9 protein-coding genes are annotated in these 12,351 nt (G+C 54.0%); 3 read left to right on the top strand and 6 right to left on the bottom strand.

Translation table 11 applies throughout. The features are described from left to right. Nucleotides 1-27: 27 nt before the first annotated feature. Entirely contained in the window at nt 28-369 is a 342-nt protein-coding gene (locus ACKVOS_RS02390) for a GntR family transcriptional regulator (protein ID WP_409210418.1), read from the top strand. Nucleotides 370-378: 9 nt separating this feature from the next. Here ACKVOS_RS02390 and ACKVOS_RS02385 read toward each other — a convergent pair whose 3' ends face one another. From ACKVOS_RS02385 to ACKVOS_RS02370, 4 genes are read right to left on the bottom strand one after another with little or no spacing between them, the layout of a single operon-like run. Next, nucleotides 379-2,331: a tetratricopeptide repeat protein gene (locus tag ACKVOS_RS02385; protein WP_409210417.1), complete on the bottom strand. Its 1,953-nt coding sequence runs from the start codon at nt 2,329-2,331 to the stop codon at nt 379-381. Nucleotides 2,332-2,344: 13 nt separating this feature from the next. After that, nucleotides 2,345-3,712, bottom strand: a complete 1,368-nt coding sequence (prsR, locus tag ACKVOS_RS02380) for a PEP-CTERM-box response regulator transcription factor (protein WP_409210416.1) — start codon at nt 3,710-3,712, stop codon at nt 2,345-2,347. Then, complete coding sequence (gene prsK, locus ACKVOS_RS02375; protein ID WP_409210415.1) at nt 3,709-5,802, bottom strand: XrtA/PEP-CTERM system histidine kinase PrsK; 2,094 nt, start codon at nt 5,800-5,802, stop codon at nt 3,709-3,711. Before prsK ends, prsR begins: the two co-directional genes overlap by 4 nt. Next, on the bottom strand, nt 5,802-7,190 hold the full coding sequence (locus tag ACKVOS_RS02370; protein WP_409210414.1) for a TIGR03013 family XrtA/PEP-CTERM system glycosyltransferase: 1,389 nt from the start codon (nt 7,188-7,190) through the stop codon (nt 5,802-5,804). Before ACKVOS_RS02370 ends, prsK begins: the two co-directional genes overlap by 1 nt. A 152-nt stretch (nt 7,191-7,342) precedes the next feature. Between ACKVOS_RS02370 and ACKVOS_RS02365 the strand changes: the two genes are divergently transcribed. Next, nucleotides 7,343-8,377: a mannose-1-phosphate guanylyltransferase/mannose-6-phosphate isomerase gene (locus ACKVOS_RS02365; protein ID WP_409210413.1), complete on the top strand. Its 1,035-nt coding sequence runs from the start codon at nt 7,343-7,345 to the stop codon at nt 8,375-8,377. Between the two features lie 2 nt (nt 8,378-8,379). On the opposite strand, the gene ACKVOS_RS02360 is transcribed toward ACKVOS_RS02365, so the two are convergent. Further along, nucleotides 8,380-8,880: a class I SAM-dependent methyltransferase gene (locus tag ACKVOS_RS02360; protein ID WP_409210412.1), complete on the bottom strand. Its 501-nt coding sequence runs from the start codon at nt 8,878-8,880 to the stop codon at nt 8,380-8,382. Nucleotides 8,881-9,005: 125 nt separating this feature from the next. On the opposite strand from ACKVOS_RS02360, the gene ACKVOS_RS02355 reads away from it, so the two are divergent. After that, nucleotides 9,006-10,382: an alpha/beta fold hydrolase gene (locus ACKVOS_RS02355; protein ID WP_409210411.1), complete on the top strand. Its 1,377-nt coding sequence runs from the start codon at nt 9,006-9,008 to the stop codon at nt 10,380-10,382. A gap of 399 nt (nt 10,383-10,781) precedes the next feature. On the opposite strand, the gene ACKVOS_RS02350 is transcribed toward ACKVOS_RS02355, so the two are convergent. Further along, on the bottom strand, nt 10,782-12,200 hold the full coding sequence (locus ACKVOS_RS02350; protein WP_409210410.1) for a short-chain fatty acyl-CoA regulator family protein: 1,419 nt from the start codon (nt 12,198-12,200) through the stop codon (nt 10,782-10,784). Nucleotides 12,201-12,351: the final 151 nt, after the last annotated feature.

The raw sequence follows: 12,351 nt of genomic DNA, 5'->3' as shown, positions 1-12,351 counted from the left end.
CTACTGTATTATGGCAGTAAGGTTGCGATGAAAAGCGATGCAAAACCCGTATATATGAAATTGCGTGACGTGATTGCGGCCGCCATTTTGGATGGCGAATATAAGGAAGGCGATATGTTGCCTTCGGTGCGCGCTTTTGCCGCCGATCAGGGGGCCAATCCATTGACAGTCGCCAAGGCCTATCAACTGTTTCAAGATAGCGGACTGGTCGATGTAAAACGCGGCGTTGGATTGTTCGTTGCGAGCGGCGCCGTTACCAAATTACGCAGTTTCGAACGCGATCATTTTGTCAAAAATGTATGGCCCGAAGTCATGGCTCAAATGCAGCGGGCCGGGGTAAGCCCCGCCGAACTATTGGCGCTTTGCTGATTTATGAGTTCACGGCCGAGCATAAGCCTGTTCTGCCTGCCTCAGTTCCGCGGCGGCCTGCCGATTTTCCGGCATTAAGATTACCGCCTTTTGCAGTAACTCGCGTGCGGCCTTGGGACGACTGCCCGACTTGAGCAATATCTGGCCATACACATGCGTTACCATGGGGTTGGAAGGCGCTATATTGTATGCTGTCCGGGCAAATGCGGTTGCCTTTGCACATTGACCAGCGCCTGCATATGCACGGGCAATGTTCGCCAGCAATATCACATCATTATTTCCCAACCTCCGTCGCACTTTTTCGAGCATTGCGATGGCCAAAGGCCAATTTTTTGTATCAAGATATCGATATCCCGATAGCCGAAGCGCAGACAAGTTGGCGGGGTTATACGTCACATATGCCGCCAATATCTGGTCTGCCTCTTTTTCCCTGTTCGCACGCGACAAGGCATCGACCAACCTTAGCATCACCGGTTCTGTAAAACGGATCGCACGGGCTTTTTGATATTCCTCTATCGCCACCGATAGATTTGAACGAGAGAGTTCCAAATCACCGACGATGATATGAGCCTCGGCAACGCCGGCATTATTGCCTTGTAATCGCCTTGCCTCGCGCAATGCGGGCTCAAATTGCCCCTCGGTCGCCAATAGCCGGATATAGGGCAGAACAGCTTGCGCATTGTCGGGCTCACGTTGCGCCGTCGCAGCGGCATCGGCTAGCGATACCGGCTCGGGCAAAGGCAGTGCGGCGCGGAAAGCCGCAAAAGCGGCATCGTTGAGCGGATCAACTGCACGGTCAGGCTGATCGCTTGCTGCAAACGCCTTTGCCGTTAACGTCAGACTGTAGCTATCGGCATCGCCCCGCGATGCAATTTCCCGGATTACGTCAAGCGCGCCATCGGGGTCGCCAGCCTTGTACAACGCTTGCGCCAATAATGTTCGCACTTGCTGGTTCCGGGGTTGCTGGCCGAGCAAGATTTGCAATTGGTCGACCGCACGATTGCTATTGCCCGTTTCAAATTCACATATCGCGCTTAGCAAGAGTGCAGCGGGAACTTCGCTGAAAGCCGGGCCAGTTTTTGACAAAAGACGACCTGCCAATGCATATTCGCCTGCCCGCGCTGCCAAAACTGCCTGTGCAAAATACGCCCTTGGATTATTTGGGTCGATTGAAAGTATCTTGCGTGACTGCGACAACATATCACGATAGCGGCCTGCGTCACCAAGGGTCAGCGTATATTCTTCGAGCAATGGAACATCATTGGGGTTAATCTGAAGCCCGTGTTCAAACCAGGGCAATGCGGCCACCACGCCAAATTGAGATCGCATAAGGCGACCGCGAAATTCCAGTGCGCGCACATTTTGAGGGTCGAGTTTGAAGGCATAATCGACCGCTTCTATTGCCCCTTTCTGGTTGCCCTGGACAAAGCGAAGTCGTGCAATTTCAGTCCACGTCCGGCTGTCTTTGGGATCGATCCGGATCGCTTCGTCAAAGCTGGTTTGGGCGGCGGCCAGATCCCCTCGGTCCATCTTGACGCGGCCCAATATCCGCAACGCATAAATATGATTTTCGGGCGGAATATTTGGCGACAATAACAGGTTCTCGGCGGTATCCAGTTCACCTTGCAACCAATATGCATGACCCAAAAGATGCGCTATCTGGTCTTTTTTGACACCTGCCACCAATGCCCGTTCAAGTGCAATCTGAGCGCCAGGAGCATCGAACAGTTCCAGATTGACATGCGCCTGTTCCACCAAGGCCGACAGAAATCCGGGGTTTTCTTTCACCGCATTCATCAACGCAATTCGCGCCGCGCGCAGATCTCCTGATTTTATATATTCCTGCGCTTCGCTATAAGACGAAACTGCGGTCGTGCTTATTCCACGATATAGCAAAATGCCAAAACCCGCCGCCATTGCGAGAATAGCCGACATTAAGATTATGGGAGTTCGGCGGGCCATGACCGGGTTTCAATCAGGCCTGAAGGTCATATTGTTTCAGCAAATCATATAATGTGGGACGGCTGATACCCAACAATTTTGCGGCGCCCGATATATTGCCTTCGGTGCGTGCGATTGCCCGTTTGATCGCCTTTCGATCTGCCGCCTCCCGCGTCGCTTTCAGGTTGAGCAACAATTCATCATCGTCCTCGTTCCCGAAATCCAGATCATCGGCCGTTACGAATTTGCCGTCCGCCATTATGACGGCTCGCTTTACCCTGTTTTCCAGTTCGCGAACATTGCCCGGCCATTGCCATTGGTCGATGGCGGTTAGCGCCGCGCTCGACATGCCTTTTATCGACGGATTCATCTCACGGGCAAAACGGCTCACAAAATATTTCGCGAGCAATACCGCATCGCCCGTTCGTTCGATCAAGGACGGTATGGCAATTGTGACCTCGGCCAATCGATAATAAAGATCATCACGGAAACTCTGATCGGATATCATCTTGTTAAGATTGCGATGGGTCGCGCACACAACGCGGACGTCGACAGGAATGGGTTTGCGGCCTCCAATTCTCTCGATCTCCCGCTCCTGCAAGAACCGGAGCAGCTTTACCTGCAACGTCAACGGTATATCGCCTACTTCATCGAGAAACAAAGTGCCCCCGTTTGCAATTTCGATCTTGCCTTCGGTGGTTTTAACCGCGCCGGTGAAGGCACCTTTTTCGTGGCCAAAAAGTTCTGACTCGAGAAGGTTTTCAGGTATCGCGCCACAATTGATTGCCACAAACGGTTTGTCGGCGCGGTCGCTGGCATTATGCAAACCGCGTGCAAGCAATTCCTTGCCGGTGCCACTTGCGCCCAACAGCATGACCGACACGCCAGTCGGGGCAACACGCTGGATCGTCCGGGCGACCTTCACCATTTCGGGCGATGCCGAAATGATTGTACCGAGCAACAATTCACCATCGGCGTCTGGTTGCTGCAGAAGTTCGTTCTGCATTTCCAGTTGCCGGACGTGAAATGCGCGTTTCACGATCAAATGAAGTTCGTCAATGTCGACCGGCTTTTGATAGAAATCCCATGCCCCCGCCGAAATTGCACGTAATGCGCTTTCGCGCGCGCCATGCCCTGATGCCACAATAATCTTGGTGTCAGGTTTGAGTTTCAACATTTCGTCAAGCACTGCGAAACCTTCGGTAACGCCGTCCGGATCGGGCGGTAGACCTAAATCAAGCGTAACGACATCGGGTTCTTCGGCGCGCAATAACGTCATGGCTTCGTCGCGATTGGCAGCGCAGAATACGTCAAAGTCTTCATATGACCATTTCAGTTGCTTCTGCAGTCCCAGATCATCTTCGACGATCAGCAACTTTTGGCGTGTTTCCGGTGATTTCATGCCGCTTCATCCATATTTACCGGGTCTTGGGCCTCGGTTGCCCTTGGTAACAACAATGTAAACGTCGTTCCGCGGCCAGGTTTGCTATCCACCCGCAGTTGCCCACCCATCGACAGGGCCAACGCCCGCGCTTCATAGGCCCCGATGCCGAAACCGCCTTCTTTGGTTGATTCAAAGGGTTTGAACAGCAATTTGGAAATGAACATTTCCGTCATGCCAACCCCCTTGTCACTGATATGCACAGCGATTTCATTGCCCTGTATGTTGCACTTGATCTGGATCGGAGAGCCATCGCCTGTCGCCTCAATGGCATTTTGTACCAGGTGGCCGATGATGGTCTCGACCCGCGCAGGGTCAGCGGTGGCAAACATACCTGGCTTTAACTCCGCCTCGATCGGGTAAATCAGGCGCTTGTCATGAACCGCTTTCATCACGGCCTCACCAATATCAATGATGATGGGCGCGGCCTGACGCGACTTATTATGTTGCGACAAACGGGCGAGCAGCTCGTTCATTTTGTCGACCGATGAACGCAACGTATCGATCATGTCGACGCGGAACTCCGGCTTTTCGGCGTGACGTTCTGCGTTACGGGCCAAAATGCTAAGCTGACTGACTAAGTTCTTGATGTCATGCGCGACAAAGGCAAAGCGGCGGTTGAATTGCTCGAACTGCTGGCTTTCGGCGAGCGCCTGTTGGCTGGCGGCTTCGGCAAGATAGCTCGCCAATTGCCGACCGACAACACGCAGCATATCCAGATCTTCCCAATCCAACGCACGCGGCAGACGGGGGCGGGATAAAATCACCAATCCGGCGAGCCTGCCGAAATGCACCAGCGGCACGACAGCCCAAGCCTGCGATTCTTCAAAAAGCCATTGCGGAATGGCCCGTGGATCACATTTGTCATCCGTTCCTTGACGAATCTGGTCCATCGAAACGATATGCCCTGTCGATTCAAAAAAAGGCATTGTAACAGATGTCACGCAATAGGATGGAACGTTCGCCGTCGCCCAGTTCCACCGCGCCTGAAGGGTCAGCCGGTCCTCTTCGTCCGGCACCAATAACAAACCGCCGGGGCTATCGAATATATCGGCCAGCGACTTTATCACGCGTTCGTAAAAGGGGGCGGCTTCCTTCGATGGGAAACCGATCGTATCGGCAAAGCGCATCCATTCGGACCTGTAGTCATAGCGATGCTGGAAAAAATTCTTGGCAATTACCACATTGAGCCAGCTTTTGAACCGGCCTGACGGCAATACCAAAAGCGCGGTCAGCGACATGCCGAATATCAGCGTGATCTGGGCCAACCGGACATATGTCCCGCCGACAATCTCCAGCGCGGTGGCCAGAACGACCATGCCAAACATATAGACCGCAATGGCGACAAGCGACACCGACCGAAATGCAACGGACCGTGACAAACGCAGCCCCCAATTGCTGTTCCGGTGGGCGGCCATGACGAACACCGGTGCCAGCATCGCGGCGGCAAGCCCCCGGGTTTGCACCAGTTCGGCCGAAGGTTCGGCGGTGATATAGCTGATCGTGTACAGATTGAGATCATAGGTCCACATTGCGGCCAGCGCGGCCATGGGCAGGCTGATCCCCCAGCGCGCCTCGGGTGCGGATACTGTGTAGAGATTGTGCACCACAACCAGCGCGCCCACGGCATAGATCATCCGCAATGTCATTGATGACTGGATTGCAATATCCGTGTTGAAGCCGCGCATTCCAAACAACGCGACAACCGCATCGTTCGCCGGTTGGAATAGCAATATAATCAACAGCACGGCGTAAATCATGTTGATCGTGCGCGGTTGTTCCCTGCCCTCTCCGCTTTTCAGAAGGAAGAACATGAAACACAGCCACGCAAGATTTCGCGCGCTTTCGGCCAACAGCGCGGCAAGGCTTAACGGCCCCGAAAAAAGCGCAGCAACCCCCCATAAGGATGTCGCCGCCATCGCACTGATCAGCAATATCTGCTGACGATTACTGGTGCCATATTTGTGGAACAGCCAGATTGCGAGGGCCGCATATCCAAAGCCTACCGCTGCGTGCCCCCAAAATCCGATGAAGGTCATCATACCGTCCATCAGCGCGCACCTTCGGGCCAGATTATGACCCGGATCGTCTGCAACAAGATCAACAGATCAAGGAACGGCGTATAATTTTTGGCGTAATACAGGTCATATTCCAGCTTGTGCCGCGCGTCTTCTTTGGATGCCCCATAGGGATAATTGATCTGCGCCCATCCGGTGATACCCGGCTTGACCATATGTCGCTCTGCGTAATAGGAAAGCTGCTGTTCCAGATCCGCCACAAATTCGGGGCGTTCGGGGCGCGGCCCGACGAAGCTCATCTGGCCTTTCAAAACATTCCAGGTTTGCGGAAGTTCGTCCACCCGCACTTTGCGGATAAAACGCCCGACTTTTGTAATGCGCGGATCATCCTTTTCCGCCCAGACAGCTTTCCCGCCGATTTCCGCATCTTCGCGCATCGAACGGAGTTTCAGCACAGTATAGGGCTGGCCAAAAAGCCCGACCCGGACTTGCCGATAAAAAGCAGGCCCTTTGCTTTCGAGTTTCACCAATATGGCGAACAGGAAAATGATCGGTGCCGTCAGGAACAGCAAAAGCGAACTGGCCGCAATGTCGAACAATCGCTTGGACAGTCCCGAAAGCCGCCGGCCCGATGAAAACCCGTCGGAAAAAATAAGCCAGCTCGGGTTGACGCTGTCCAGATCGACACGACCGGTTTCCCGTTCCAGAAAGGTCGAGATATCGTTGACGTGCACACCGGTGGTTTTGATCCGTAACAGATCGTCAAGCGGCAAGGCGTTGCGACGTTCTTCAAGCGCAAGCACGACTTCGCTGGTTCCCAGTTTCACGACATAATCGGACAGGTTATAGATGGCGCTGCGGTTGATCGCTTCGGGTATAACGCGCTTGTTTTCGTCCATCGCGATATAGCCAACGACGACAAATCCAGACCCTGCCTTCGCTTCCAGATCCTTGATCCGTTGCGCCCTGCGCCCGGCGCCCAGCACCAGCAACCGCCGCTTGAAACTCTCGCCGCCAATCAAGCTGCCCAGGATGGCGCGGCTTGCGGCCAGATATATGAACGCAAGGATCATCGCGTATAAGGAATTGGACCGCCACAACGTCATTCCGGGCAAAGCAAACGCCATGACCGATTGAAATATGACGCCCAAGGACACCGCAACCAACAACCGCGCAATTGCAAATCGCAAGGATTGCAGGGCATCAGGCCCATAGACACCGACTGCCATTGCGGCGACATGGACCGATGCCGCAAATGTGAACAACTGGCCAAACCGGTTGCCTATATAGTCGACATGCATCCCGATCTGGTTCGCGCGGATGACCCACGCGGTTTCCGCTGCAACGATCAAAAGGCAAAAATCGATTATCGCGAGAAACAACACCGCATAAGGTATGTAATGCTTGAAAAGGCGGATCATGTCGGGATTTTTAACAGGCAAAAGTAAAGTGTCGATTAACTTTACACATTTGTTACAACATTCTGGAATATTTCTTTTTTTTGATGTTTGACGGTGACTATTTCGGAAGTATTAAGCGCACGGATTGAACAACATCTGTATTGGGGAAAACGGTGACTATTACGCCTGTAATCTTGTCCGGCGGCGGAGGCACGAGATTGTGGCCGATGTCCACACCAAAAACGCCAAAGCAGTTTCTGGCGCTGACCGGTGAGCACACGATGTTTCAGCTGACTGCGTTGCGCGTAACAGACCGCAGCCGCTTTGCTGCGCCGATTATTGTTGCCAACGAGGCCCATGCTGAAATTGTCGAGGCCCAATTGCGCGAAATTGGTGTCGATGACGCGGTGATATTATTGGAACCTTGCGCCCGCAATACGGCTCCGGCAATTGCGTTGGCAGCATTGGCCATGCGCGATCCGCAAGGCGCGATGCTCGTCATGCCAAGCGACCATGTCATCCACGATCTTGATGCATTCCATGCGGCAACAGATGCGCTGTTACCTATCGTTAATCAGGGGTGGCTTGCAACTTATGGCATCAGCCCGACGGGTCCGGAAACGGGCTATGGCTATATCCAGATGGAAACCGAACAGGCTCAGGGCGTATTCTCTGTCAAGCGCTTTGTCGAAAAACCCGACAGTACACGTGCTGCCGAAATGATCGCCAGCGGGGACCATGTCTGGAATGGCGGCATATTTTTGTTCCGTGCAGATATTTTCCTGGGTGAATTGGCAAGGTTTTCACCGGACATGGTTGAAGCTGCAAATATCGCAATGAAAGCCGCCGATACACATGGATGCTGTATTACACCACAATTGGCTGCTTTTGAAAAATGCCCGTCAGACAGCATCGATTATGCCGTTATGGAAAAAGCGGACCAGGTCGCCGTCGCCCCTGTCAGCATGGGGTGGTCCGACGTCGGCAGTTGGGATTCCTTGCATGAAATCAGGACCAAGGATGAAAACGGCAACGCCTTGTCGGGCGTGGTCCGGATCAACGATAGCAACGGAAATCTGATCCATGCCGACGGCATACGGGTTTCTGTGCACGGGGTCAGCGACCTGATTATCGTGGCAAACGGCAATGAAGTCATGATTTTGCCGCGAGGAACCAGCCAGAACGTCAGAAACTTCGCCAAAGATTAGGCTCAGTTCGAGGCGTTGATCTTCATCAAATTGTGGACCTGTTGCCATTCAAAACGCCGGATCATGTAGCGTGTCGACGGCAATATAAAGTCAAAAACCACTTCGCTTCCCAATGTTGCTGGATCCACAGCTTCAAAGCGAATGTTGCTCAGGCCCATTTCGTCCGCTTCCATTTTGGCGACGATAATGTCTTCGGCACAGGCATCAAAGCCGGTGAAGCGACTGTTGGGATAAAGTTTGGCCAATTGATTGATCGCCTGACCAGTGCCGCAGTTGATGTCGGCAACATCAATCCCGCGCTCCAGTCTGTTTACAAGTCCGGGTTCAAGTCGCATAATATGATCTTCCAATGCCATTACAGCGGTGCGATTATTTTCATCGGCAATATAATCATAAGAATAATTGCCATCCAGACGGGCGCTTTTTTCCATGCCTTGTCTGTCAATCAAATCTTGTTTGCAGATGGCGTCCTGCCGATCCAATCCGTTAAGCTTGTTATACATGAGTCGCTCCTTTACATAGCTCACGCCCTATATTACCCTTTCTGCAACGACCGTTTGTTTCACCGTTTGAACCAGCGTTGTAATTTTATAATTTACCGTATGAATTTGGAGCAAAGGAGATTTATTTGCCGCTTGGTTTGCAAATCCATGCTAACCTGCTCGGTGAAATAGCGTTATTCCGCGGCGGTGAGCCTTTGGAATTACCTGCATCGCGCAAAACACGCGCATTGTTTATCTATCTTTTGCTTAACGCCAAGCCGGTGCGTCGGGAACGGCTATGCGAGATTTTCTTCGACATTCCCGATGACCCGCGTGCCGCATTGCGATGGTCGCTATCCAAATTGCGGATAATGCTCGGCAAAGACGCCCATCGCCTTGATGCGGATCGCGAACGGGTGTCGCTGGATGCTGCCGGGTTCAATCTCGATATCGATCATCTTGATGCCGAACAGGCCTTGGAATCGCCGTTACCGGGAATCGATTTACCCGGACTAGATGAATATTCATTGTGGCTGGGTGCCGAACGCGCGGCAATTGACAAAAAACGCGCGCGCAGGCTGGATGAAGCGGCCCGTAACGGGCGATATTCGGATGCCGAACGCAAACGCTTTGCTGCTGCCGCGCTTTCCCTTGGGAACGACTTCCCTGCCGAAGTTCAGCCGGTGGCACATCAAAAAATCCAATATTGTTTTGCCCAAGACGGCACGCGCATAGCCTATGCCGTTACCGGTTCCGGCCCCGTGATGGTCAAAACAGCCAATTGGTTGAACCATTTGGAGCTGGACTGGGGCAGCCCATTATGGGGCCGAATGGTTGGTGGCTTGTCCGAAAACTTTCAACTGGTGCGCTATGATGAAAGGGCCAATGGCCTGTCAGATTGGGACGTCAATGACCTGTCATTTGAAACGTTGGTCAGCGACCTTGAAGCGGTCGTCGATTCTTTGGGGCTAAAACGCTTTCCGCTTTTCGGGCTTTCACAAGGTGCAGCGGTCAGTATCGAATATGCCGCACGTCATCCCGACAGGGTATCGCATCTGATATTGCTGGGTTGTTATAGCAGCGGATGGCGTCATTGGGCCGATGCCGAGGACGCTGCCGAACGGGAAGCCGTTATGACGCTCGTAAAAAACGGATGGGGCAAGGATTCGCCATTATATCGCCAGATATTCTCGGAATCATTCACCCCATCGGCGACACCTGCGGAATTGGAATGGTTTAACGATTTCCAGCGGCAGACCGTTTCCCCATCCAACGCCGTCGCCTTTCTTGAAATATTCAGCCGCCTTGATGTCCGCCACCGCTTGCCTGACCTAAATGTTCCGACCCTTATCTTTCATGCCCGTGGCGACAAACGTGTCGGTATGGAGCATGCGATCGAACTGGCATCCACGATCAAAGGGGCATCTCTCGTGACGCTGGACACCGACAACCACATATTACGCGCGCAGGAACCCGCAATGGAAGTCGTGCTGGAACGGATCAGGGAGTTTTTGGGATTTTAGGTGGGGGCGCTGCTGCATCCCTCCCTTCACCTTCAATCCGACTCCCCATCAAATCCCACTCACCCGTCACCCTGAACTTGTTTCAGGGTCCATCGTACAGCGGTATCCATCGTGTGAATGAAAACCCACCCCCGCGGCCCTGTTTAGCGGGCCACGACAGGGCAGGAAGTGACTGACAAATAGACCCTGAAACAAGTTCAGGGTGACGGTAAGGGTGTGGGGTATGTTAGATTACTCCCCTCCCGCTTGCGGGAGGGGCTGGGGGAGGGTGAGACGGTGAGGCCCCAAGGCGCGCCTGCGGCCCGCACCCTCCCCTAACCCCTCCCGCAAGCGGGAGGGGGATTGATCTCTTTTTCTCTCGCCCCTTCTTTCTTATTCCTTCTGACGAAAAAATCCTTGTCACTCCATATCGAAAGAAAATGGTGACAAGCCTCGTTCGCGCTCGTTGAATACCAGCACCCTTCCCGCAGGCGGGGCGCTGCGTTGGGGGCATTCGGCGCGGGTGCAGGCGGGGCAGCCTAGGCCAATCGGGGTTGCTGATCCTGCATTCAGGTCAATGCCTCGGGCTGCTGCCAAAGGTGCCGCCAGTTTTGCATCCAGGCCCAGACATATCGCAAATTCCGCTTCTACCGAACCGCTTACCGCCGTTTGCGGGTGTACCGTGCGTGACAAGGTGAACCATCGGTCGCCGTCTTCCAGTTCGACGAGATGCGGCAATAACGTGCCGGGGCGGGCAAACACATTATGCACCTGCCACAAGGGGCAACGCCGTTCCGTCCCGACGAGCGGCGATGCGCTGGCACCGGCAAAACGCTTGCTGCTTTGGCCAGCGCGATCAATCCGCAGCATGAAAAAAGGCAAGCCGCGTTGGCCGACGCGCTGCAACGTCGTCAGCCGGTGGGCAACTTGTTCAAAGCCTGCACCAAAGCGGCGTTGCAACAGGACGATGTCATAGCCGGTTGCCTCGCACGCACGCAGGAAACGGGCATAAGGCATCATGACAGCGGCGGCGAAATAGCTGGTCAAATGGCGGCGGTACAACCGTTCTCCTGCGCGTTCGGCAAAGCTGGCCCCTGCCACCAGTGCATCGATTTCGGCCTTTGCCTCGATCAACGCGAGCTGGAACGCGGCGGCAAAGGTGCGGCTAGCCGGATCAAGCAGTTCGGAAAGCTGAAGCTGGCGAGCATGAAGATCCAGCTTTCTCAAATGGCCGGGCATGACGTCAAAGGGCAGGATACGGATGCTGAGTTGATGCTTGACCCGCAACCGTTCGGTAATCGCACCATAAAGATCGGCATTGGCGAGGCGCAATTCATCGGCCAGCTTTTCGGCCGCGACATCAAGGTCGGCAAAATGGTTACGCCACCGTTCGATCTCGCGCCGTGCCGATGCGATGGCTTCGGGTTCTATGGTCGAACCACGTGCAGCACTGCTCTCGCCGCTGCTGCCATGCGAACCGCCTGATATCCGATCAAATGCGCGGGCGAAGGCTTCGGCGGCGTCGGGGCTGGCGGCGATCCAGTCTTCGATCTGGACCCGTTCGATATTAAGGTCGGCGAACATCGGGTCGGATAACCGGCGGCGAATGGCCTCCACCCCGCCACCCGGTGTGGATCCGGTCAGGGTGCGCGGGTCAAAATCATAGCGTTCGGCCAGTTTGAGCAGCAAGGATGCCGTCAACGGACGCTGGTTGCGCTCAATCAGGTTCAGATAAGAGGGCGAAACATCCAGTGCTTCGGCCATTGCGGCCTGGGTCAGGCCATTGGCCCTGCGGATACGGCGGACGGCGTGGCCCGCAAAAAGCTTTTGCTCGGACATAGGAAGGCATTTGTCACATTATTTACAACATTACAACGTTAATCTTATTTTGTGCGACGCACACACAACAAATATTACAATCCAGACTCGCTTTTTCCGGCATTTTATGCTACCCCAAGCTTCAGCCGAGTTAACAACCTCGAAGGAATTG

Source organism: Sphingorhabdus sp. (assembly GCF_046154385.1).
Taxonomy (GTDB): domain Bacteria; phylum Pseudomonadota; class Alphaproteobacteria; order Sphingomonadales; family Sphingomonadaceae; genus Sphingorhabdus_B.
The sequence above is the reverse complement of the archived record's forward strand: the minus strand, read 5'-3'. Positions and strand labels throughout refer to the sequence as shown.

What these genes read in the sequence shown, in the direction of transcription:
- ACKVOS_RS02390 (WP_409210418.1), top strand. Translation starts at nt 28, where the DNA reads ATGAAAAGCGATGCAAAACCCGTATATATGAAATTGCGTGACGTGATT.
- ACKVOS_RS02385 (WP_409210417.1), bottom strand. Translation starts at nt 2,331, where the DNA reads ATGGCCCGCCGAACTCCCATAATCTTAATGTCGGCTATTCTCGCAATG.
- prsR (WP_409210416.1), bottom strand. Translation starts at nt 3,712, where the DNA reads ATGAAATCACCGGAAACACGCCAAAAGTTGCTGATCGTCGAAGATGAT.
- prsK (WP_409210415.1), bottom strand. Translation starts at nt 5,802, where the DNA reads ATGGACGGTATGATGACCTTCATCGGATTTTGGGGGCACGCAGCGGTA.
- ACKVOS_RS02370 (WP_409210414.1), bottom strand. Translation starts at nt 7,190, where the DNA reads ATGATCCGCCTTTTCAAGCATTACATACCTTATGCGGTGTTGTTTCTC.
- ACKVOS_RS02360 (WP_409210412.1), bottom strand. Translation starts at nt 8,880, where the DNA reads ATGTATAACAAGCTTAACGGATTGGATCGGCAGGACGCCATCTGCAAA.
- ACKVOS_RS02350 (WP_409210410.1), bottom strand. Translation starts at nt 12,200, where the DNA reads ATGTCCGAGCAAAAGCTTTTTGCGGGCCACGCCGTCCGCCGTATCCGC.